A 20,544-nucleotide genomic window follows, 5' to 3' on the forward strand; every position below is an offset into this window, starting at 1 on the left:
GCCCCCCCCGCGCCCGCCGCCCCCCGCCCCCCGCCCCCCCCCCCCCCCCGCCCCGGGGGGGGGCGGGGGCCCCCCCCCCCCCCCCCCCCCGGCCGCTACCACAACCGCCGTTTCCTGGCCATTGCCGAGGAGATGGGCCTCGACCATGTGGACGAGCCGCACCCCAGCAGCGGCTTCTCGCTGGTCGCGCTCAACCCCGAGGCCAAGCGGCGGTACCGCCCCACGATCGAACGGCTGCAGCGCGCCCTCAAGGCGCACACCGTCGCGACGGCCTCCGACACCAAGCGCACCTTCCGCGGACCTGCCGCACGGCACGGTTCCTCGGGCGGCGGCGTGCGGGTCAAGGCCGTCTGTGACTGCGGCCGCAACGTCAGAGTCGTCCCGTCCGTCCTCGCGCAGGCGCCGATCGTCTGCGGGGGGTGCGGAAAGCCCTTCCGTATCCCGGAGGCCGTGGGCGCGGCGAACTGATCGTCCGCGCCCACGGGGGCAGACTGCCGACGAGCTCGTCGGCCGGCGGGCCGTGCGCCGACGGGCCCGCCGGGATGCCCGGGCGGGTGAACAGCCCTCGCCGGCATGTGGCACAATGGCTAGCTGTACTCGACAGCCGCACAGGAACCCTCTCGCCTCCGGCTGACGCGTCCATCGGGCACCCGAGTACCGCAACCCCACGTGGCATCTCGTTGTGCCCAACCACGTCAAGACCAGGAGACACCACTCCCGTGGCAGTCAAGATCAAGCTGAAGCGTCTCGGCAAGATTCGCCAGCCCCACTACCGCATCGTCGTCGCCGACTCCCGTACCCGCCGTGACGGCCGGGCCATCGAGGAGATCGGGCTGTACCACCCGACGTACAACCCGTCGCGCATCGAGGTCGACTCCGAGCGTGCCCAGTACTGGCTGTCCGTCGGCGCCCAGCCGACCGAGCCGGTCCTGGCCATCCTGAAGCTCACCGGTGACTGGCAGAAGGTCAAGGGTCTGCCGGCCCCGGAGAAGCCGCTGCTGGCCCCGGCGACGAAGGAAGACAAGCGCGCCTCCTTCGACGCCTTCGCCAAGGCCATCGAGGGTGACGACGCCAAGGGTGAGGCCATCACCCCGAAGGCGAAGAAGGCCGACAAGAAGGCGGACGAGGCCGAGGCCGCGCCCGCCGAGTCCACCGAGGCCTGAGGATGCTCGAGGAGGCTCTCGAGCACCTCGTGAAGGGCATCGTCGACAACCCGGACGATGTGCAGGTGGCTTCCCGCAACCTGCGCCGCGGGCGCGTGCTCGAGGTTCGGGTCCACCCCGACGACCTCGGTAAGGTGATCGGCCGCAACGGCCGCACCGCGCGCGCCCTGCGCACCGTCGTGGGCGCCATCGGCGGCCGTGGCATCCGCGTCGACCTCGTCGACGTGGACCAGGTCCGCTGAACAGTTGAACACCGGCTCGGGCCGGGGAGGGCTCCGGCTCTTCCCGGCCCTTGTCGTGTCGCTGTCGAAGTCCGCAAACCGATAATTGAGTAACCGAGGAACCACGGCGGCAAGCGACCACCCCGCGAGAGCGGCGGCGGTCCGGCCGCAAAGAGGGGTGAGCGTGCAGCTGGTAGTCGGACGGATCGGCCGGGCCCACGGCATCAAGGGCGAGGTCACCGTCGAGGTGCGCACGGACGAGCCGGAACTGCGGCTCGGACCGGGCGCCGTGCTGGCCACGGACCCGGCGACCGCCGGACCGCTGACCATCGAGACCGGCAGGGTGCACAGCGGCCGGCTGCTGCTGCGCTTCGAGGGCGTGAAGGACCGCAACGCCGCGGAGGCGCTGCGCAACACGCTGCTGATCGCCGAGGTGGACCCGGAGGAACTCCCCGAGGAGCCCGACGAGTACTACGACCACCAGTTGATGGATCTGGACGTGGTGCTCGAGGACGGCACGGAGATCGGCCGGATCACCGAGATCAGCCATCTGCCCTCGCAGGACCTGTTCATCGTCGAACGGCCCGACGGCAGCGAGGTGATGATCCCGTTCGTCCAGGAGATCGTCGCCGAGATCGACCTGGAGGAGCAGCGGGCGGTGATCACCCCGCCGCGCGGACTGATCGACGACAGCGAGGCCGAGGTCGCTTCCGGGCGTGACGCCTCGGAGGACGGGTCCTGATGCGGCTCGACGTCGTCACGATCTTTCCCGAGTACCTCGAACCGCTGAACGTCTCCCTGGTCGGCAAGGCCCGCGCCCGCGGGCAGCTCGGCGTCCACGTCCATGATCTGCGCGACTGGACGTACGACCGGCACAACACCGTCGACGACACCCCGTACGGCGGCGGCCCCGGCATGGTCATGAAGACCGACCCCTGGGGCGACGCCCTCGACGACATCGTGGCGAGCGGCTACGAGGCCGGCGCCCACGGCCCGGTACTCGTGGTGCCCACCCCGAGCGGCCGGCCCTTCACGCAAGAGGTCGCCGTCGAGCTCTCCGAGCGTCCGTGGCTGATCTTCACCCCCGCCCGCTACGAGGGCATCGACCGCCGGGTCATCGACGAGTACGCGACCCGGATGCCGGTCCACGAGGTGTCCATCGGCGACTACGTACTGGCCGGCGGTGAGGCGGCCGTGCTGGTGATCACCGAGGCCGTCGCCCGGCTGCTTCCCGGTGTCCTCGGCAACGCCGAATCCCACCGGGACGACTCCTTCGCGCCCGGCGCGATGGCGAACCTGCTCGAGGGCCCCGTCTACACCAAGCCCCCCACCTGGCGCGGACGCGCGATTCCCGACGTGCTGGTCAGCGGCCACCACGGGAAGATCGCACGCTGGCGGCGGGACCAGGCACTCTGCCGCACTGCCCTCAACAGGCCCGATCTGATCGAGCGTTGCGACCCCGCGGCGTTCGACAAGAAGGACCGCGAGACCCTCTCCATCCTCGGCTGGGCTCCCGAGCCCGGCGGCCGATTTTGGCGCAGGCCCGAGGCCGTGGAAGAATAGGCCGCTGCTGTACGTCCGGCCGGCGCCCCTGCCACAGGGGGAACGACGCCCGCCCGACCCGGCACCCCGGATCTCATACCGATATTCCGCTGATGACCTGTGGCATCGGCGAGGAAGCAGACCAACATGGCTCACCTGCTCGACAGCGTCAACTCGGCTTCGCTGCGCAGCGACGTACCGGCCTTCCGTCCCGGTGACACCGTGAACGTCCACGTTCGCGTCATCGAGGGCAACCGCTCCCGTATCCAGCAGTTCAAGGGCGTCGTCATCCGCCGCCAGGGCGCGGGCGTGAGCGAGACCTTCACGGTCCGCAAGGTCTCCTTCTCCGTCGGCGTCGAGCGCACCTTCCCGGTGCACAGCCCGATCTTCGAGAAGATCGAGCTCGTCACCCGCGGTGACGTCCGTCGCGCCAAGCTGTACTACCTCCGTGAGCTGCGCGGCAAGGCCGCGAAGATCAAGGAGAAGCGCGACAACTGAGCCTGAGCTCACCGCCGCGACGACGCTTCGGTTCAACCGGTCACAGGGCGGCCGGATAGGCTCTGCCCTCGATGGACACCGAAGCACAGCACACGGAGCGCGACCGCTCTTCCACCCCCGCGGACGGGGTCGAGGAAGAGGGGTCGCGCTCCGCGCGTCGTTACGGCGGGCGCCGCCGCTCGCCGATGTCCCTGCGCACGGCGGGAGTGATCGGAGGGGCCTGCGCCGTCTTCGTGCTGCTGCTGAGCCACTTCGTGGTGCAGCCCTTCCAGATCCCCAGCGGCTCCATGGAGCCCACCCTTCAGGTCGGCGACCGGGTGATGGTGAACAAGCTGGCGTACCGTTTCGGTGCGGAGCCCCGACGTGGAGACGTGATCGTCTTCGACGGCACGGGCTCGTTCGTACCGGAGGGAGTGACTGAAAACCCGGTCAGTTCCGTAGTACGAGAGGGGCTCGCCGCACTCGGACTGGCCGAGCCCGCCGAGACGGATTTCGTCAAGCGGGTGGTGGGCGTGGGCGGTGACCGGGTGGTCTGCTGCGACAAGGGGGGCAGGGTCGAGGTGAACGGCGTGCCGGTCGACGAGAGATATCTGCACTCCGACGGCGGGCCCTCCGAGGTGGCCTTCGACATCGTCGTTCCCGAGGCGACGCTCTGGGTCATGGGGGACCACCGCAGCAACTCACGCGACTCCCGGGACCACCTGGGGCAGCCCGGCGGCGGCATGGTGCCCGTCGACATGGTCATCGGCAGAGCGGACTGGATCGGCTGGCCGGTCGGCCGCTGGTCGGGAATCGACCCGACGGGTGCGTTCTCCGGCGTGCCCGACGCGCCTCCCGGCGGCGCCCATGGGTAACCGCGGGCGTAGTCCCAGCCACCGGGCGGACACCCGGCTGCCGACCGGGACCCGGCCGACGAACGGCGCGAGGCCGCTGCCCGGCCGTGCGGAACGGCGCCGGCTGGCGCAGAAGGTCAAACGCAAGCGCCGCCGCTCCGCGGTGAAGGAGATACCTCTCCTGATCATGGTGGCGCTGCTCATAGCCCTGGTACTGAAGACGTTCCTGGTGCAGGCGTTCGTCATCCCGTCCGGCTCGATGGAACAGACGATCAGGATCCAGGACCGCGTCCTGGTGGACAAGCTCACCCCGTGGTTCGGCGCGAAGCCGCAGCGGGGTGACGTCGTCGTCTTCAAGGACCCCGGTGGCTGGCTGCCGCCGGAGGAGAAGCCGAAGCAGGACGACCCGATCGTGGTCAAGCAGGTCAAGCAGGCCCTGACGTTCATCGGGCTGCTGCCGTCGGACGACGAGCGGGACCTCATCAAGAGGGTCGTCGCCGTCGGCGGCGACCAGGTGAAGTGCTGCGACAAGGACGGCCGGGTCACGGTCAACGGCGTGCCGCTGAACGAACCGTATCTGAACCCCGGGGACGTGCCCTCGACGATGACGTTCGACGTCCAGGTGCCAGAGGGACGGTTCTTCGTGATGGGGGACCACCGGTCGGATTCGGCCGACTCGCGTTTCCATCTCGATGAGGAGGGAAGCGGCACGGTGGCTCAGGACCAGGTCGTCGGACAGGCCGTCGTGATCGCCTGGCCGCTGGACCACTGGCGGCGACTGGAGGAGCCGGAGACCTATGCGTCCGTGCCCGACAGGCGCGCCGGGGCGACGGCGGCACAGCCACCGTCGAATAGTGTGTCCTCCCAGGACCAGAACCAGATGGTCCTGCTCCCGACCCCTGCGGAACTCCCGCTCGTTATGGGAGTGGTGGGCCTGTACCTGCTGTGGCACAGGCGGTTCGCACGGCGTGAGGAGTGGATGTGGGGGACGTGGCGGTCGGCGCACGGTCCGGGCACGACGATCCCGAGGAGCGGAAAGGGTCTCCTGAGACGCCCTCGGACATGACGGACGACTCGGTGTCGGCGACCGGCGACGGCGGCGATTCCTCGGAGGGCAGCGGTACGGATCGGAAGAAGCAGAAGTCCTTCTGGAAGGAACTGCCGCTCCTGGTCGGTATCGCGCTTCTGCTGGCGCTGCTGATCAAGACGTTTCTGGTGCAGGCGTTCTCCATCCCGTCGGACTCGATGATGAACACCCTCCAGCGCGGCGACCGTGTCCTGGTGGACAAGCTCACCCCGTGGTTCGGGTCGGAGCCCGAGCGCGGCGAGGTCGTGGTCTTCCACGATCCGGGCGGCTGGCTCGAGGGCGAGCCCACGCCGGAGCCGAACGTCGTGCAGAGGTTCCTGAGCTTCATCGGGCTGATGCCGTCCGCGGAGGACAAGGACCTCATCAAGCGGACGATCGCGGTCGGCGGCGACACGGTGGAGTGCAAGAAGGGCGGCCCGGTCAAGGTCAACGGCAAGGCCCTCGACGAGCGGGACTACATCTTCCCGGGCAGCACCGCCTGCGACGACATGCCGTTCGGGCCGTTCAAGGTGCCGGACGACAAGATCTGGGTGATGGGCGACAACCGCCAGAACTCCCAGGACTCCCGCTACCACATGGAAGACGTGAACCGCGGCTTCGTCCCGGTCGAGAAGGTCGTGGGACGCGCTGTGGTCGTCGCCTGGCCGCTCGACCGCTGGTCCACCCTCCCCGTGCCGGGCACCTTCGACCAGCCCGGGATCGACGCGGCCGCCGCCGCGCTGCCCGCCGCCGCTCCCGCGGCGCTCGGGCTGGCCGGGGCGCTGCCGGTCGTGCTGTGGCGCAGGAGGCTGACCGGCAGGCGTACCGCCGGGTAGGGTGCCGCCCAGATCGCCGATCCCCGGGGAACGTCCCGGGGGTCGTATCTCCGAGGTGGGGAGCGCCGGGATGGGCGGAACGGGACGTGACGACGACGGCCGCGGCCGGCTCGGCAATGCGCTGTCGGGGCTGGCCGTGGCCGTCGGCTGTGTGCTCTTCCTCGGCGGCTTCGTCTGGGGCGCCCTCGTCTACCAGCCGTACACGGTGCCGACCGCTTCGATGGCGCCGACCGTGGAGGCGGGCGATCGGGTGCTCGCGGAGCGCATGGACGGCGCGGACGTGCGCCGCGGTGACGTCGTGGTCTTCCGCGACAAGCTCTGGGGCGACATGCCCATGATCAAGCGTGTGGTGGGCGTCGGTGGCGACGAGATCGCCTGCTGCGCCGACAACGGCCGGCTGACCGTGAACGGCAAGGCCATCGAGGAACCGTATCTGCTCCAGGACGACGGGCCCGCGTCGCAGAAGTTCACCGCGAGCGTGCCCGAGGGGCAGCTGTTCCTGCTCGGCGACGAGCGGATGGGTTCGCTCGACTCGCGGTCCCATCTCCAGGACCCCGGCCACGGCTCGGTCCCGCGTTCCGCCGTCTCCGCCCGGGTGGACGCCGTGGCGTGGCCGCTCGACGGCGGCCTGGTCGAACGGCCCGCTGGGTTCGCGGCACTGCCCGGCGGAGTGTCGCAGCCCGGCCCGGTGAAACTCATGCTCGGCGCGGTGATCGCGGGCGCTGTGCTGATCTTCGGCGGGGCCGCCTACGGGCCGGTGGCGGGGCGTCTCGGCCGCAGTCGGCGCGCCGGCAGGGAGGTCTCCGGTGTCGCATGACGGGCCGGGCGCCGTGCCCCTGCTCCGCAAGGTCTCCCGGGTCGTGCTGCTCGACCCGCAGGACCGGATCCTGCTCATGCACGGGTACGAGCCGGGAGACCCGTCCGACGACTGGTGGTTCACCCCGGGCGGCGGCCTGGAGGGCGACGAGACGCGGGAAGAGGCGGCGCTGCGGGAACTGGCCGAGGAAACCGGGATCACCGAGGTGGAACTGGGGCCGGTGCTGTGGCAGCGCCAGTGCTCGTTCCCGTTCGACGGCCGCCGCTGGGACCAGGACGAATGGTATTTCCTGGCGCGTACGACACAGACCGAGACCGCCCCGGGCGGGCTGACGGAGCTCGAGCAGCGGAGCGTCGCGGGCCTCAGGTGGTGGACCTCCGCCGAACTGTCGGCGGCGCGTGAGACGGTGTATCCGACCAGGCTCGCCGAGCTGCTGCGCACGCTGCTCGACGAGGGACCCCCGGGTGCGCCGGTGGTCCTGGACACGGAAACGGTCCAGGACCCCAGTGCGGCTGGCGCACAATAGGGGGACGCAAGGCTGAAGGGGAACATGCCATGAGCGCCGAGGACCTCGAGAAGTACGAGACCGAGATGGAGCTGAAGCTCTACCGGGAGTACCGAGACGTCGTCGGGCTGTTCAAATACGTGATCGAGACCGAGCGTCGCTTCTACCTCACCAACGACTACGAGATGCAGGTGCACTCGGTCCAGGGCGAGGTCTTCTTCGAGGTTTCGATGGCGGACGCCTGGGTGTGGGACATGTACCGCCCGGCCAGGTTCGTCAAGCAGGTCCGGGTGCTCACCTTCAAGGACGTGAACATCGAGGAGCTGAACAAGAGCGACCTCGAGCTTCCCGGCAGCTGAAGCCACTCCCACGGGTGACGCGGTTGCCCACACTCCGAGTGTTTTCCACAGCTCTCGACCAAGATCCACATTGAGGGGTCCCAGGCGTCAGAGTCGGTGCCGGAGGTGGTGCCGAAATGAACGCGACGGGGGCACTGGGACGGTACGGAGAGGACCTGGCGGCGAGGCTGCTGACCAGGTCCGGCATGCGGCTGCTGGCAAGGAACTGGCGCTGCGGGCGGGCCGGGGAGATCGACATCGTCGCCCGCGACGGCGACACGGTCGTCGTCTGTGAGGTCAAGACCCGCAGGGTCGGCGGGTACGAGCATCCGATGGCCGCCATCACACCGGTCAAGGCCGTACGGCTGCGGCGGCTCGCCGAGTGCTGGCTGGAGCGGCACGGCGGCGCACCGCCGGGCGGCGTGCGCATCGACCTCGTCGGCGTACTGCTGCCCAGGCGCGGCGCCGCGGTCGTCGAGCACGCCCGCGGGGTGGCCTGATGGGATTCGCACGCGCGTGTTCCGTGGCCCTGGTCGGCGTCGAGGGCGTGGTGGTCGAGGTCCAGGCGGATCTGGAGCCGGGGGTCGCCGCGTTCACGCTCGTCGGGCTCCCGGACAAGAGCCTGGTGGAGAGCAGGGACCGGGTGCGGGCCGCCGTGGTGAACTCGGGCGCCGAGTGGCCGCAGAAGAAGCTCACCGTGGGGCTCAGCCCGGCGTCGGTGCCCAAGGGCGGGAGCGGCTTCGATCTGGCCGTGGCCGTCGCCGTGCTCGGAGCCTGCGAGCGGATCGACCCGCGCCAGATCGCCGACCTGGTGCTCATCGGGGAGCTGGGGCTCGACGGCCGGGTGAGACCGGTGAGAGGAGTGCTCCCCTCAGTGCTCGCCGCGGCCGAGGCAGGGTACGAACAGGTCGTCGTGCCCGAGCAGACAGCCGGTGAGGCGTCACTCGTACCGGGGATCTCGGTCCTCGGCGTGCGGAGCCTGCGACAGCTGATCGCGGTGCTCGCCGACGAGCCGGTGCCCGACGAGGAGGCCGTCGAAGACGGCAGACCCGATCCCATGCTCGCCGGGCTGCTGGTGCCGGGCGCGGGCGTCGGCACGGGTCTCGCCACGGACCCGGCCGGGGGACCGGACCTGGCCGATGTCGCCGGTCAGCACACGGCACGCACGGGCCTCGAGGTCGCGGCGGCCGGTGGGCACCATCTGCTGCTCTCCGGCCCGCCGGGAGCGGGAAAGACCATGCTCGCCGAGCGGCTGCCCGGTGTGCTGCCGCCGCTGACCCGGCGGGAATCGCTCGAAGTCACGGCGGTGCACTCGGTGGCAGGCCTGCTGCCGCCGGGCCAGCCGCTTGTGCGGACACCGCCGTACTGCGCACCGCACCATTCGGCGACCATGCAGTCGCTGGTCGGTGGTGGGAACGGCCTGCCGAAGCCGGGCGCCGTCTCCCTCGCGCACCGTGGACTGCTCTTCCTCGACGAGGCGCCTGAGTTCTCCGGCAAGGCGCTGGACGCCCTGCGGCAGCCCCTGGAGTCGGGCCATGTCGTCGTGGCCAGGAGCGGGGGAGTGGTGCGTCTGCCGGCCAGATTCCTGATGATGCTGGCCGCCAACCCGTGCCCCTGCGGGCGGCACACCCTGCACGGCGCCGGATGCGACTGCCCCGCCTCGGCGATCCGGCGGTACCAGGCCCGGTTGTCGGGCCCGCTGCTCGACCGTGTCGACCTGCGCATCGAGGTCGAGCCGGTGAGCCGGTCCGACCTCCTCGGCCAGGGCGGTCGCGGAGACTCCACAGCGGTGGTGGCCGACCGGGTGCGCGAGGCCAGGGCCCGTGCGGCGGCCCGACTGGACGGCACACCGTGGTCCGTCAACAGCGAGGTCCCCGGCCACGAACTGCGGACCCGCTGGACGGTCTCGCCCGGGGCGCTGGCGGCGGCGGAGCGGGACGTGGACAGGGGGCTGCTCACGGCACGCGGTCTGGACCGGGTGCTGAGAGTCGCCTGGACCATCGCGGATCTCGCCGGCCGGGACCGGCCGGAGGCGTCCGACGTCGCACTGGCCCTCGAGCTGCGGACCGGGATCGCGAGGGGCGTACCGGCAGGGGCCGTCGCGGGGATCGGGGGTCGGCCATGACACCGCGGACACCGGAACGCGCGGCCGACGACCGGGAGCGGACGGCGCGCGCCGCGTTGACGCGCATCCTCGAACCGGGTGACGAGCACGGCGGACGGTGGCTCCGCGAGTTCGGCGCCGAGGGACTGCTGGCCCTGCTGACATCGGAGGACTGCGCCGCAGGGGCACTCACCGGCCTTTCCGAGCAGCGGGTGCGGGGACTGCGGGACCGGGCCGTGGGAGTGTGCCCGGAGCGCGACCTGGACGCCGTGCACGCGGTCGGCGGCCGGTTCGTCGTCCCGGGCGACGCCGAGTGGCCGAGCCAGCTCGACGACCTCCAGGACGCCTCACCCGTCGGGCTGTGGGTGCGGGGCAGGCCCGACCTGAGGAAATGGGCGCTGCGCTCCGTCGCGGTGGTCGGAGCGCGGGCCTGCACACCGTACGGGGCACACATGGCCACCGGTCTCGGGGCCGGACTCGCGGAGCGCGGCTGGGTCGTGGTGTCAGGGGCGGCCTTCGGCGTGGACGGCTCGGCACATCGTGGGGCGCTGGCCGCCGGCGGTGCCACGGTGGCCGTCCTCGCCTGCGGGGTCGATGTCGCCTACCCCCGCGGCCACGGCAAATTGATCGGACGCATCGTCGAACAGGGGCTCGTCATCGGCGAGTTGCCGCCGGGCGATCATCCGACCCCGAGCAGGTTCGTCCAGCGCAACCGCGTCATCGCCGCGCTGACGAGAGGCACTGTCGTGGTCGAGGCCGAGTACCGCAGCGGCTCATTGGTCACCGCGCGCAGCGCCCAGCGGCTCGGTCGTCACACGATAGGAGTGCCTGGACCGGTCACCAGCGGGCTGTCGGCAGGCGTCCACGAACTGCTGCGCGGCGAGAGCGTGCTGGTCACCGGCGCGGCGGAGGTCGTCGAACTGGTGGGCCGGATAGGGGAACTGGCGCCGGCGCACAGCGGTCCCGTGGTGCCGAGGGATCTGCTGGACCCGCTCGGCAGGCGGGTGCTCGAGGCGCTGCCCGCGCGGGGTGCGTGCGCCGTGCATCAAGTCGCCCGCGAAGGCGGTACGACGGTGGACGAGGCCCGCGGCAAGCTGTACGAACTTCATTCACTCGGATTCGTGGAACGGGACGGAGAGGGATGGAAGTTGACGCGTAGACGCCGTCATGGTTCGAACGCGCGGCGAGGCGTTACTTGACCTCGGGCATTCGGGTGAAAAGGTGACGCCGATGACCTCTGCAGTCCAGTCGGCGGGACCTGAGGGGCCGGTGCGTGGGGCATCGGCCCCGGTTCGAAGGTGTGGACGAAGGCGAATGCCCGCCCCGGTTCGAAGGTGTGGACGAAGGCGAATAACCACACCGGTTCGTAAGCCTGACCTTCGCCCACCGCAACCGTGCAGTCACGCTACGCTCACCGGGTTCCCGGCCCAGGCGGCCTCCCGCTCCCTTCACAGCAGAACGGCTCAAGGCAACGCATGCCCCAGCACACCTCCGGGTCTGACCGCGCGGCAGCGCCACCCGCTGCCCGTGGCACCGTGCGGCCCGCCGCACCCTCGTCTCTCGAGGAGTTGTGGCGGTCGTACAAGGCCACGGGTGACGGCCGGCTGCGGGAACAGCTGATCCTGCACTACTCGCCGCTGGTCAAGTACGTCGCAGGCCGGGTGAGCGTCGGCCTGCCGTCCAACGTCGAGCAGGCGGACTTCGTCTCCTCCGGAGTCTTCGGGCTGATCGACGCCATCGAGAAGTTCGACATCGAGCGGTCGATCAAGTTCGAGACGTACGCCATCACCCGGATCCGCGGCGCGATGATCGACGAACTGCGCGCCCTGGACTGGATCCCCCGGTCCGTGCGGCAGAAGGCCCGGGCCGTGGAGCGCGCGTACGCCACGCTCGAGGCCCAGCTGCGGCGCACGCCTTCGGAGTCCGAGGTCGCCGCGGAGATGGACATCACGGTCGACGAACTGCACTCGGTCTTCAGCCAGTTGTCGCTCGCGAACGTGGTGGCGCTGGAGGAGTTGCTGCACGTCGGAGGGGAGGGCGGCGAGCGCCTCAGCCTCATGGACACGCTCGAGGACACCGCCGCCGACAACCCGGTCGAGGTGGCAGAGGACCGGGAGCTGCGCAGACTCCTCGCACGGGCCATCAACACCCTGCCGGACCGTGAGAAGACCGTCGTCACGCTCTACTACTACGAGGGGCTCACGCTGGCCGAGATCGGGCATGTCCTCGGCGTCACGGAGAGCAGGGTCAGCCAGATCCACACCAAGTCGGTGCTGCAGCTGCGGGCGAAGCTGGCCGACGTGGGACGGTGACTCTGGGATCGCCCGGGCGGGATCCGTAAAGTGGAGGCGTGCCCAGGATTCGAGCGGCCTCCGTGGCCGAGCACCGGACGATGCAGCGAGGCGCCCTGCTGGACGCCGCGCGTTCCCTCCTGTCCGAAGGCGGTACGGAGGCCCTGACCTTCCCCGCCCTCGCCGAGCGCACCGGCTTGGCGAGGTCCTCCGTCTACGAGTACTTCCGCTCGCGTGCCGCGGTCGTCGAGGAGCTCTGCGCGGTGGACTTCCCCGTCTGGGCGGCCGAGGTGGAGACCGCGATGGACAGCGCGGACACCCCGGAGGGCAAGGTCGAGGCGTATGTGCGCAGGCAGCTCGAGCTGGTCGGTGACCGGCGGCACCGGGCCGTCGTCGCCATCTCGGCGAGCGAGCTGGAGGCCGGGGCCCGGGAGAAGATCCGCGCAGCGCACGGTGCTCTGATCGCCATGATCGTCGAGGCGCTCGGTGAGCTGGGCCAGGACCGGCCCCGGCTGACCGCCATGCTGCTTCAGGGCGTGGTCGACGCGGCGGTCCGCCGTATCGAACTCGGCGCGGCCGAGGAGCCGGACGCCATCGCGGAAGCGGCCGTCGCCATGGTGCTGCGAGGCGTGCGGGGCTGAGCGTGGCCGCCGCGACGGGTGTCGGTCGCGGGCGTGCGTTCCGTGTCGCGGTGTCCCCGGCCGCCGAATTGTGTGCCGGCACCGGCGCAGCGTGGCCGACTGCGCAGGGCGCGGTGCGCCACAACGCCACCGGCCAGCAGTAAGGCCGCGTGGAGCAGGTCCGCCGCCCCTGCGGTGGCCGTCGGCGAGAGCGCCGTGACCGTCCCCCGGGGACCGGGAACTTCGAACACCGGCAGCAGGCGCGACGGGCCGCGGCGCAGCATCCAGGGCGGCAGCAGGGTCAGCGGGTCCAGGTACGTCGTGCCGCGTCGCAGCCCCCAGTGCAGACAGCCCCGGCAGTGGGAGGCCCCCGGCTCGACGGTCGCCACGACCTGCCCGGCCGTCACGGCCGTGCCTTCCTCGACCAGCGGGCGGACCGGTTCGTAGGTGGTACGCAACGGCGGGTCACCCGTACCGGTGAGAGTGATGGTGAGGACGCCCCGGCCGGCGACGGATCCGGCGAAGGAGACCGTGCCGGACGCCGCCGCCCGCACGGGCGTGCCGGCGGCCGCGGCCAGGTCCACGCCGCGGTGTCCCGGGCCGTAAGGGGACGAGGGCGGCTCCCACCCCCGGACGACGAGCGGCCGTGGCGCACCGACCGGCCAGCCGCGTGACGCGTCCGGCTCCGGCACCTTTGCGGTCACGCCGTCCCCGATGCCGGCGGCCCGTGACGCGTCCGGGACCGGCGCCGCGCGCCCTTGCCCGGCGTCCGCGGTCAGGCCGTCACCGCCGACCGCAGGTCCTGCCGGGGTGCCGGGCGGCGAGGCGTCCCGCGCGAACGACGTGCGGCCACCGGTGCCCGGCGCACCGACCGTGACGAGGCGCGGGTCGAGCTCGCGCGGCGAAGGGCCGGTGCCGGTGCCGGCACGAAGCTCCGGGGCGCCGGCCGTGACCACCGGCCCCGCACGGGCCGGGACGGGCGCGGCCGGTGTCAGGCAGCCCGCCACGGCCAGCGCGACGAGCACCGGCACGGCGGAGATCCGGCAGATCAGGGACGCTGGAGACGCACAGTTCATGGGCGGAACCGTGCCTCGGAAGCCGCTGCCCCCGCTGATCATGGTCAGGATCTGTGGACAACCGGTCCGTTGTGGAGAGCGCCGTCACCCGGTGCGTCCGCGGTCCCGTACACTTCTTCTGGCGATCCGGGTCACCGGGTCGACTTCGCACGCCCCGCCACCAGACCCTCATCGGTCGGTGGCCGCGCTCCTCGGTCCCTTGTGGCACGGCGCGTCGGGGCGTCAGGACATAACCGAGAACCCAAGGAGATACGGCCATGGCCGTCGTCACGATGCGGGAGCTGCTGGAGAGCGGCGTCCACTTCGGTCACCAGACCCGTCGTTGGAACCCGAAGATGAAGCGATTCATCTTCACGGAGCGCAACGGCATCTACATCATCGACCTGCTCCAGTCGCTGTCGTACATCGACCGCGCCTACGAGTTCGTCAAGGAGACCGTCGCGCACGGCGGCTCCATCATGTTCGTGGGCACCAAGAAGCAGGCCCAGGAGGCCATCGCCGAGCAGGCGACGCGCGTCGGCATGCCGTACGTCAACCAGCGCTGGCTGGGTGGCATGCTCACCAACTTCTCCACCGTCTACAAGCGTCTGCAGCGCCTCAAGGAGCTCGAGCAGATCGACTTCGAGGACGTGGCCGCCTCCGGCCTCACCAAGAAGGAGCTCCTGGTCCTCTCGCGTGAGAAGGCCAAGCTGGAGAAGACCCTTGGTGGTATCCGCGAGATGCAGAAGGTGCCCAGCGCCGTCTGGATCGTCGACACCAAGAAGGAGCACATCGCCGTCGGTGAGGCGCGCAAGCTCCACATCCCGGTCGTCGCGATCCTCGACACCAACTGCGACCCCGACGAGGTCGACTACAAGATCCCGGGCAACGACGACGCGATCCGCTCCGTCACCCTGCTCACCCGCGTGATCGCCGACGCCGTCGCCGAGGGCCTCATCGCCCGCTCCGGCGTCGCCACCGGCGACTCCAAGCCGGGCGAGAAGGCCGCTGGCGAGCCGCTCGCCGAGTGGGAGCGGGACCTCCTCGAGGGCGAGAAGAAGGCTGACTCCGAGGACGCTGCCGAGGCCAAGCCGGCCGAGGACGCTGCCGAGGCCCCGGCCGCCGAGGCTCCGGCCGCCGACGCTGCGGAGGCTCCGGCCGCCGAGGCGGAGAAGCCGGCGGACGCCGAGCAGGCCTGACCTCACAGGTTCGGTTGTTGACGGCGGGGACGGTGCCAGTGGGCACCGGCCCCGCCGATCACCCGTAGATCTTCGACTTTCGACTTCGAGAGAGATTCAAGGACATGGCGAACTACACCGCCGCTGACGTCAAGAAGCTCCGCGAGCTCACCGGCGCCGGCATGATGGACTGCAAGAAGGCGCTGGACGAGGCCGAGGGCAACGTCGACAAGGCCGTCGAGGCCCTGCGCATCAAGGGCCAGAAGGGCGTCGCCAAGCGCGAGGGCCGCTCCGCCGAGAACGGCGCCGTCGTCTCCCTCATCGCCGAGGACAACACCTCCGGTGTCCTCGTCGAGCTGAAGTGCGAGACGGACTTCGTCGCCAAGGGTGACAAGTTCCAGGCCGTCGCCGGCGCGCTCGCCGCGCACGTCGCCAAGACCTCCCCGGCCGACCTCGAGGCGCTGCTCGCCTCCGAGATCGAGCCCGGCAAGACCGTGCAGGCGTACGTCGACGAGGCCAACGCCAACCTCGGCGAGAAGATCGTCCTGGACCGCTTCGCGCAGTTCTCCGGCGCGTACGTCGCCGCCTACATGCACCGCACCATGCCTGACCTGCCCCCGCAGATCGGTGTCCTGGTCGAGCTGGACAAGCCGAACGCCGAGCTCGCCAAGGGCGTCGCGCAGCACATCGCCGCCTTCGCGCCGAAGTACCTCTCCCGCGAGGACGTCCCGGCCGAGGTCGTCGAGGCCGAGCGCCGCGTCGCCGAGGAGACCACCCGCGCCGAGGGCAAGCCGGAGGCCGCGCTCCCGAAGATCGTCGAGGGTCGCGTCAACGGCTTCTTCAAGGAGGCCACCCTCCTCGGCCAGCCGTACGCGCTCGACAACAAGAAGTCCGTCCAGCAGATTCTGGACGAGGCCGGTGTCGCCCTGAAGCGCTTCACGCGCATCAAGGTCGGCATCTGAGTCCGTACGCTACGGACACCGGACCCCGGTAGGGTCTGAAGCAGTCGTCGTCGGTGTTCGCGCCGGACGATCGCAGATCTGACGAGGAGGCCATTGCCGTACGGGAAACCGCAAGGACCCACTGGCAATGGCCTTCTTCGCATGTGCACGAGGAGATCTCCATGAATCAGGGCGCCGCACAAAGCGACGACAACCACGGCAAGAAGTCCGGACGCTTCATGCTGAAGCTGTCCGGCGAGGCCTTCGCCGGAGGAGGGGGTCTGGGCGTCGACCCCGACGTCGTACACGCAATCGCCCGCGAGATCGCCGCGGTCGTACGCGACGGGGCAGAGATCGCGGTCGTCATCGGCGGAGGCAACTTCTTCCGCGGGGCCGAGCTCCAGCAGCGCGGCATGGACCGGGCCCGCTCCGACTACATGGGCATGCTCGGCACGGTCATGAACTGCCTCGCCCTCCAGGACTTCCTGGAGAAGGAAGGCATCGACTCGCGTGTCCAGACCGCCATCACGATGGGCCAGGTCGCGGAGCCGTACATCCCGCTGCGCGCCGTGCGCCACCTGGAGAAGGGCCGCGTGGTCATCTTCGGCGCCGGTATGGGCATGCCCTACTTCTCCACCGACACCACCGCTGCCCAGCGGGCCCTCGAGATCGACGCGGAAGCGCTCCTCATGGGCAAGAACGGTGTCGACGGGGTCTACGACTCCGACCCCAAGACCAATGCGGACGCGGTCAAGTTCGACGCTCTGGAGTACGGCGAGGTGCTGTCGCGCAACCTCAAGGTCGCCGACGCCACGGCGATCACGCTCTGCCGTGACAACGCCCTGCCGATCCTCGTCTTCGAGCTCCTCGCCGAGGGCAATATCGCCCGGGCCGTCAAGGGTGAGAAGATCGGCACGCTCGTGAGCGACCGGGGCACCCGAGCCTGATCCGGGGGCCCTCCCTCGAGGGATGGACAAAGTCCTGCCGGTCGGACACCGTGCAGGCAATACGCGACGCAGGTCCCGCCGGCCCAGCGGTACGAGCCGGGCCAACCTCAAGACACGCAGGAGCAAGTGGTGATCGAAGAGACCCTCCTCGAGGCCGAGGAGAAGATGGAGAAGGCCGTCCTGGTCGCCAAGGATGACTTCGCCGCGATCCGCACCGGACGTGCGCACCCGGCGATGTTCAACAAGATCGTGGCGGACTACTACGGTGCCCTGACCCCGATCAACCAGCTGGCCTCGTTCTCGGTTCCCGAGCCGCGGATGGCCGTCGTCACGCCGTTCGACAAGACCGCTCTGCGCAACATCGAGCAGGCGATCCGCGACTCCGACCTGGGCGTCAACCCGAGCAACGACGGCAACATCATCCGTGTGGTGTTCCCGGAGCTCACCCAGGACCGCCGCAAGGAGTACATCAAGGTCGCCAAGACCAAGGCGGAGGACGCCAAGATCTCGATCCGCTCCGTGCGCCGCAAGGCCAAGGAGACGATCGACAAGCTGATCAAGGACGGCGAGGTCGGCGAGGACGAGGGCCGCCGTGCGGAGAAGGAGCTCGACGACACCACCGCGAAGTACGTCGCGCAGGTGGACGAGCTGCTCAAGCACAAGGAAGCCGAGCTGCTCGAGGTCTGATGAACGACTCTTCCTGGGGGGCCCCGCACGGCGCCGGATACGCCGGAGCATGGCCACCGCCCGACCAGGGGCCCCTCCCGGTGGGTCCCGTATACGATGGGCACGACGCGCAGCAGACTCGCCCCATGCCCATCGTGCCGGACCTTCCCGACGCAGGTAGAGACGCCGAGGACCACAGCGGCGGCGAACACCGCGAGGACCGTGACCAGGGGGCCGCTCGGCCGGGCGGCCCCCTGTTCCGCGACGAGATGCCGCAGGAGCCCATGCCCACCCCGCCGCCGTCGGGCGATCCCACTCCGCAGCCCTCAGCCCGGCCCGGACCGCCGCAGAAGAAGCGGGCCGGCCGGGACCTGCGCGCGGCGATAGGGGTCGGCGTCGGGCTCGGCGCGGTGATCGTCGTCTCCCTGTTCCTCGTCAAGGCCGTCTTCGTCGGGGTGATCGCCGTCGCCGTCGTCGTCGGTCTGTGGGAGCTGACCTCCCGTCTCGAGGAGCGCAAGCAGATCAAGGCTCCGCTCGTCCCCCTCGCGGTGGGCGGCGCGGCGATGGTCGTCGCCGGCTACGTCCGCGGGGCGGAGGGCGCATGGGTGGCGATGGCGCTCACGGCGCTCGCGGTGCTCGTCTGGCGCATGACGGAGCGGCCGGAGGGCTATCTGAGGGACGTCACGGCCGGCGTGTTCGCCGCCTTCTACGTCCCCTTCCTGGCGACCTTCGTCGCGCTGATGCTGACGGCGGACGACGGTCCGGAGCGGGTGCTCACCTTCCTGCTGCTCACCGTGGTCAGCGACACCGGCGCGTACGCGGTGGGCTGGCGCTTCGGCAAGCACAAGCTCGCGCCGCGCATCAGCCCCGGCAAGACCCGCGAAGGGCTCCTCGGCGCGGTCTCGTTCGCGATGGCCGCGGGGGCGCTGTGCATGCAGTTCCTCATCGACGACGGGGCGTGGTGGCAGGGCCTCCTCCTCGGCCTCGCGGTCGCCGTCAGCGCCACGCTGGGCGACCTCGGCGAGTCGATGATCAAGCGCGACCTCGGCATCAAGGACATGGGCACGCTGCTTCCCGGACACGGCGGCATCATGGACCGCCTCGACTCGCTGTTGCCGACGGCGCCGGTGGTGTGGCTGCTGCTGGTGGTCTTCGTAGGGTCGGGCTGACCCGTTGGATCTGTGTGTGTGAGGGCCCGTCGTCCACCAGGACGGCGGGCCCTCTTCGTCAGGTCAGCGAGGTGACCCCGGCCGCGCCGCGAAGCGGGCGAGCTCCTCGGCGGCGCCGCGAGGCAGGTCGGCGACCGCCGTCTGAGGCAGTGTCGTGATCACGGTGCGCAGCCGGTCGGCGAGGTCCGGCAGCAGGTCCCAGGCGGAGGCCGGGGCCTCGACGGCGGCGAGCAGCAGGTCTCCCTCGTAGTAGTACGCGTCCAGCAGCGGCTCCTCGAGCAGCAGGCGCACCACGAGCGGAAGAACGTAAGGCAGGGCCACCTGCTGCGAGACGAGCGTGTGCAGATCCGCCGGAGCGAGTCGGCCCAGCGGGACGCGCCGCAGCCCGTGCACCTTCCGGACCAGGTGGGTCGCGTCGGCGGCAGGAGGCGTCCAGCGGGGCGGATCCAGGTCGTCGAGCGTGCGGTCGAGATGCAGCAGAGGGTCCATGGGGTCATTCTCGACCCTCGACCGGCGTCCCTTCGCATCACGGGTGTGACCGACGACCACCTGCGACGACCACCCGTCGAATCATCGGCCGCAGGGTCACCGGCCGGGGTCTGCGACACTGGATTCACCATGCCCAAGCCAGGAGAACTCACCTTCGTCGCGCCCCGCGGAGCCAAGAAGCCCCCGCGGCACCTCGCCGACCTCACGCCCGCCGAGCGCAAGGACGCCGTCGCCGCGATCGGCGAGAAGCCGTTCCGCGCCAAGCAGCTGTCCCAGCACTACTTCGCGCGGTACGCGCACGACCCCGCCCAGTGGACCGACATCCCGGCGGCCGCACGGGAGAAGCTCGCCACCGAGCTGCTGCCGGATCTGATGTCCGTAGTGCGGCACATCTCGTGCGACGACGACACCACCCGCAAGACGCTGTGGCGTCTGCACGACGGCACGCTGGTCGAGTCGGTGCTGATGCGCTACCCCGACCGGGTCACCATGTGCATCTCGTCGCAGGCCGGGTGCGGCATGAACTGCCCGTTCTGCGCCACCGGGCAGGCCGGTCTCGACCGGAACCTGTCGACCGCCGAGATCGTGCACCAGATCGTCGACGGAATGCGCGCCCTGCGCGACGGCGAGGTGCCCGGAGGGCCGGCCCGGCTGTCCAACATCGTCTTCATGGGCATGGGCGAGCCGCTCGCCAACTACAAGAGGGTCGTCGGAGCCGTCCGGCGTCTCACCGACCCCGAGCCGGACGGCCTCGGTCTCTCGCAGCGCGGGATCACGGTCTCGACCGTCGGCCTGGTGCCGGCGATGCTCCGCTTCGCGGACGAGGGTTTCAAGTGCCGTCTCGCGGTGTCGCTGCACGCCCCCGACGACGAACTGCGCGACACCCTGGTCCCGGTCAACACGCGCTGGAAGGTCCGCGAGGTCCTCGACGCCGCGTGGGAGTACGCAGAGAAGTCGGGCCGCCGGATCTCGATCGAGTACGCGCTGATCCGCGACATCAACGACCAGGCCTGGCGCGGTGACCTCCTCGGCCGGCTGCTGAAGGGCAAGCGGGTCCATGTGAACCTGATCCCGCTCAACCCGACGCCCGGTTCGAAGTGGACGGCCTCGCGCCCCGAGGACGAGAAGGCGTTCGTGGAGGCCATCGCCGCCCACGGTGTGCCCGTCACCGTCCGGGACACCCGCGGTCAGGAGATCGACGGAGCCTGCGGGCAGCTGGCTGCGCAGGAGCGGTGACCCGCGGGGCCGTCGGCCGTGGCTGATAC

Annotated in this window: 23 protein-coding genes and 2 pseudogenes; 23 read left to right on the plus strand and 2 right to left on the minus strand. The window is 70.5% G+C overall.

The genetic code is table 11. The features are described 5' to 3' along the window. Nucleotides 1-87 precede the first annotated feature (87 nt). The 17 genes and pseudogenes from ACIPJI_RS34300 to ACIPJI_RS34380 all read left to right on the plus strand — a co-directional run. Nucleotides 88-468, plus strand: a pseudogene (locus tag ACIPJI_RS34300) (hypothetical protein); the annotation flags it as partial. Nucleotides 469-719: 251 nt separating this feature from the next. After that, nucleotides 720-1,163, plus strand: a complete 444-nt coding sequence (gene rpsP / locus ACIPJI_RS34305) for a 30S ribosomal protein S16 (protein WP_005311362.1) — start codon at nt 720-722, stop codon at nt 1,161-1,163. A gap of 2 nt (nt 1,164-1,165) precedes the next feature. After that, complete coding sequence (locus ACIPJI_RS34310; protein ID WP_005311361.1) at nt 1,166-1,405, plus strand: RNA-binding protein; 240 nt, start codon at nt 1,166-1,168, stop codon at nt 1,403-1,405. A gap of 163 nt (nt 1,406-1,568) precedes the next feature. After that, nucleotides 1,569-2,126, plus strand: coding sequence for a ribosome maturation factor RimM (gene rimM, locus ACIPJI_RS34315; protein ID WP_356622238.1), 558 nt, complete (start codon nt 1,569-1,571; stop codon nt 2,124-2,126). Further along, nucleotides 2,126-2,947, plus strand: a complete 822-nt coding sequence (gene trmD, locus ACIPJI_RS34320) for a tRNA (guanosine(37)-N1)-methyltransferase TrmD (protein WP_356622237.1) — start codon at nt 2,126-2,128, stop codon at nt 2,945-2,947. Before rimM ends, trmD begins: the two co-directional genes overlap by 1 nt. 126 nt (nt 2,948-3,073) lie before the next feature. Continuing rightward, on the plus strand, nt 3,074-3,424 hold the full coding sequence (rplS, locus tag ACIPJI_RS34325; protein WP_159686518.1) for a 50S ribosomal protein L19: 351 nt from the start codon (nt 3,074-3,076) through the stop codon (nt 3,422-3,424). A 71-nt stretch (nt 3,425-3,495) separates the two neighbouring features. Continuing rightward, on the plus strand, nt 3,496-4,278 hold the full coding sequence (gene lepB, locus ACIPJI_RS34330) for a signal peptidase I (RefSeq protein ID WP_402250794.1): 783 nt from the start codon (nt 3,496-3,498) through the stop codon (nt 4,276-4,278). Beyond that, nucleotides 4,271-5,306, plus strand: a pseudogene (lepB, locus tag ACIPJI_RS34335) (signal peptidase I). Before lepB (ACIPJI_RS34330) ends, lepB (ACIPJI_RS34335) begins: the two are co-directional and overlap by 8 nt. Continuing rightward, nucleotides 5,248-6,159 carry a signal peptidase I gene (lepB, locus tag ACIPJI_RS34340; RefSeq protein WP_307710499.1) on the plus strand — a complete coding sequence of 304 codons (912 nt, stop codon included), beginning with the start codon at nt 5,248-5,250 and terminating at the stop codon, nt 6,157-6,159. The pseudogene lepB (ACIPJI_RS34335) and the gene lepB (ACIPJI_RS34340) overlap by 59 nt, the downstream one beginning before the upstream one ends. A gap of 70 nt (nt 6,160-6,229) precedes the next feature. After that, on the plus strand, nt 6,230-6,976 hold the full coding sequence (gene lepB / locus ACIPJI_RS34345) for a signal peptidase I (RefSeq protein WP_402250796.1): 747 nt from the start codon (nt 6,230-6,232) through the stop codon (nt 6,974-6,976). Then, nucleotides 6,966-7,502, plus strand: a complete 537-nt coding sequence (locus tag ACIPJI_RS34350) for an NUDIX hydrolase (RefSeq protein WP_402250798.1) — start codon at nt 6,966-6,968, stop codon at nt 7,500-7,502. Before lepB (ACIPJI_RS34345) ends, ACIPJI_RS34350 begins: the two co-directional genes overlap by 11 nt. Before the next feature lie 29 nt (nt 7,503-7,531). Continuing rightward, on the plus strand, nt 7,532-7,840 hold the full coding sequence (locus ACIPJI_RS34355) for a DUF2469 domain-containing protein (protein ID WP_005311352.1): 309 nt from the start codon (nt 7,532-7,534) through the stop codon (nt 7,838-7,840). A gap of 116 nt (nt 7,841-7,956) precedes the next feature. Beyond that, nucleotides 7,957-8,319 carry a YraN family protein gene (locus ACIPJI_RS34360; RefSeq protein ID WP_159686499.1) on the plus strand — a complete coding sequence of 121 codons (363 nt, stop codon included), beginning with the start codon at nt 7,957-7,959 and terminating at the stop codon, nt 8,317-8,319. Beyond that, on the plus strand, nt 8,319-9,944 hold the full coding sequence (locus tag ACIPJI_RS34365; protein ID WP_356622233.1) for a YifB family Mg chelatase-like AAA ATPase: 1,626 nt from the start codon (nt 8,319-8,321) through the stop codon (nt 9,942-9,944). The genes ACIPJI_RS34360 and ACIPJI_RS34365 overlap by 1 nt, the downstream gene beginning before the upstream one ends. Further along, the gene (gene dprA, locus ACIPJI_RS34370; protein ID WP_402250801.1) at nt 9,941-11,122 is read left to right on the plus strand and encodes a DNA-processing protein DprA; all 1,182 of its coding nucleotides are present in this window, start codon (nt 9,941-9,943) and stop codon (nt 11,120-11,122) included. The genes ACIPJI_RS34365 and dprA overlap by 4 nt, the downstream gene beginning before the upstream one ends. Before the next feature lie 276 nt (nt 11,123-11,398). Then, on the plus strand, nt 11,399-12,235 hold the full coding sequence (gene whiG / locus ACIPJI_RS34375; RefSeq protein WP_307708523.1) for an RNA polymerase sigma factor WhiG: 837 nt from the start codon (nt 11,399-11,401) through the stop codon (nt 12,233-12,235). A gap of 62 nt (nt 12,236-12,297) precedes the next feature. Next, nucleotides 12,298-12,855, plus strand: coding sequence for a TetR/AcrR family transcriptional regulator (locus ACIPJI_RS34380; protein WP_356622271.1), 558 nt, complete (start codon nt 12,298-12,300; stop codon nt 12,853-12,855). Here ACIPJI_RS34380 and ACIPJI_RS34385 read toward each other — a convergent pair. Next, nucleotides 12,744-13,910: a peptidoglycan DD-metalloendopeptidase family protein gene (locus ACIPJI_RS34385; protein WP_402250803.1), complete on the minus strand. Its 1,167-nt coding sequence runs from the start codon at nt 13,908-13,910 to the stop codon at nt 12,744-12,746. The two genes, ACIPJI_RS34380 and ACIPJI_RS34385, sit on opposite strands and share 112 nt — an antisense overlap. Nucleotides 13,911-14,167: 257 nt before the next feature. Between ACIPJI_RS34385 and rpsB the strand changes: the two genes are divergently transcribed. The 5 genes from rpsB to ACIPJI_RS34410 all read left to right on the plus strand — a co-directional run bounded on the left by rpsB (nt 14,168) and on the right by ACIPJI_RS34410 (nt 18,790). Next, nucleotides 14,168-15,088, plus strand: a complete 921-nt coding sequence (gene rpsB, locus ACIPJI_RS34390; RefSeq protein WP_356622231.1) for a 30S ribosomal protein S2 — start codon at nt 14,168-14,170, stop codon at nt 15,086-15,088. 104 nt (nt 15,089-15,192) lie between these two features. Next, nucleotides 15,193-16,029 (plus strand): translation elongation factor Ts, encoded by an 837-nt coding sequence (tsf, locus tag ACIPJI_RS34395; RefSeq protein WP_307708525.1) that lies wholly within the window; start codon nt 15,193-15,195, stop codon nt 16,027-16,029. 161 nt (nt 16,030-16,190) lie between these two features. Then, complete coding sequence (pyrH, locus tag ACIPJI_RS34400; protein WP_037776247.1) at nt 16,191-16,955, plus strand: UMP kinase; 765 nt, start codon at nt 16,191-16,193, stop codon at nt 16,953-16,955. Between the two features lie 129 nt (nt 16,956-17,084). After that, complete coding sequence (gene frr / locus ACIPJI_RS34405) at nt 17,085-17,642, plus strand: ribosome recycling factor (protein WP_005311329.1); 558 nt, start codon at nt 17,085-17,087, stop codon at nt 17,640-17,642. Next, nucleotides 17,642-18,790: a phosphatidate cytidylyltransferase gene (locus tag ACIPJI_RS34410; RefSeq protein WP_402250806.1), complete on the plus strand. Its 1,149-nt coding sequence runs from the start codon at nt 17,642-17,644 to the stop codon at nt 18,788-18,790. The genes frr and ACIPJI_RS34410 overlap by 1 nt, the downstream gene beginning before the upstream one ends. Before the next feature lie 63 nt (nt 18,791-18,853). Here the strand turns inward: ACIPJI_RS34410 and ACIPJI_RS34415 are convergent, their stop codons facing one another. Next, the gene (locus tag ACIPJI_RS34415) at nt 18,854-19,279 is read right to left on the minus strand and encodes a contact-dependent growth inhibition system immunity protein (RefSeq protein WP_402250808.1); all 426 of its coding nucleotides are present in this window, start codon (nt 19,277-19,279) and stop codon (nt 18,854-18,856) included. A 129-nt stretch (nt 19,280-19,408) separates the two neighbouring features. Here ACIPJI_RS34415 and rlmN point away from each other — a divergent pair, with 129 nt between their 5' ends. After that, entirely contained in the window at nt 19,409-20,515 is a 1,107-nt protein-coding gene (rlmN, locus tag ACIPJI_RS34420; protein ID WP_189473355.1) for a 23S rRNA (adenine(2503)-C(2))-methyltransferase RlmN, read from the plus strand. Nucleotides 20,516-20,544: the final 29 nt, after the last annotated feature.

The sequence above is a fragment of the Streptomyces sp. NPDC086835 genome (genome assembly GCF_044745705.1).
GTDB lineage: Bacteria > Actinomycetota > Actinomycetes > Streptomycetales > Streptomycetaceae > Streptomyces.

What these genes read in the sequence shown, in the direction of transcription:
- ACIPJI_RS34310 (WP_005311361.1), top strand. Translation starts at nt 1,166, where the DNA reads ATGCTCGAGGAGGCTCTCGAGCACCTCGTGAAGGGCATCGTCGACAAC.
- trmD (WP_356622237.1), top strand. Translation starts at nt 2,126, where the DNA reads ATGCGGCTCGACGTCGTCACGATCTTTCCCGAGTACCTCGAACCGCTG.
- rplS (WP_159686518.1), top strand. Translation starts at nt 3,074, where the DNA reads ATGGCTCACCTGCTCGACAGCGTCAACTCGGCTTCGCTGCGCAGCGAC.
- lepB (WP_402250794.1), top strand. Translation starts at nt 3,496, where the DNA reads ATGGACACCGAAGCACAGCACACGGAGCGCGACCGCTCTTCCACCCCC.
- lepB (WP_402250796.1), top strand. Translation starts at nt 6,230, where the DNA reads ATGGGCGGAACGGGACGTGACGACGACGGCCGCGGCCGGCTCGGCAAT.
- ACIPJI_RS34355 (WP_005311352.1), top strand. Translation starts at nt 7,532, where the DNA reads ATGAGCGCCGAGGACCTCGAGAAGTACGAGACCGAGATGGAGCTGAAG.
- ACIPJI_RS34360 (WP_159686499.1), top strand. Translation starts at nt 7,957, where the DNA reads ATGAACGCGACGGGGGCACTGGGACGGTACGGAGAGGACCTGGCGGCG.
- ACIPJI_RS34365 (WP_356622233.1), top strand. Translation starts at nt 8,319, where the DNA reads ATGGGATTCGCACGCGCGTGTTCCGTGGCCCTGGTCGGCGTCGAGGGC.
- dprA (WP_402250801.1), top strand. Translation starts at nt 9,941, where the DNA reads ATGACACCGCGGACACCGGAACGCGCGGCCGACGACCGGGAGCGGACG.
- whiG (WP_307708523.1), top strand. Translation starts at nt 11,399, where the DNA reads ATGCCCCAGCACACCTCCGGGTCTGACCGCGCGGCAGCGCCACCCGCT.
- ACIPJI_RS34385 (WP_402250803.1), bottom strand. Translation starts at nt 13,910, where the DNA reads ATGAACTGTGCGTCTCCAGCGTCCCTGATCTGCCGGATCTCCGCCGTG.
- rpsB (WP_356622231.1), top strand. Translation starts at nt 14,168, where the DNA reads ATGGCCGTCGTCACGATGCGGGAGCTGCTGGAGAGCGGCGTCCACTTC.
- tsf (WP_307708525.1), top strand. Translation starts at nt 15,193, where the DNA reads ATGGCGAACTACACCGCCGCTGACGTCAAGAAGCTCCGCGAGCTCACC.
- pyrH (WP_037776247.1), top strand. Translation starts at nt 16,191, where the DNA reads ATGAATCAGGGCGCCGCACAAAGCGACGACAACCACGGCAAGAAGTCC.
- ACIPJI_RS34410 (WP_402250806.1), top strand. Translation starts at nt 17,642, where the DNA reads ATGAACGACTCTTCCTGGGGGGCCCCGCACGGCGCCGGATACGCCGGA.
- ACIPJI_RS34415 (WP_402250808.1), bottom strand. Translation starts at nt 19,279, where the DNA reads ATGGACCCTCTGCTGCATCTCGACCGCACGCTCGACGACCTGGATCCG.
- rlmN (WP_189473355.1), top strand. Translation starts at nt 19,409, where the DNA reads ATGCCCAAGCCAGGAGAACTCACCTTCGTCGCGCCCCGCGGAGCCAAG.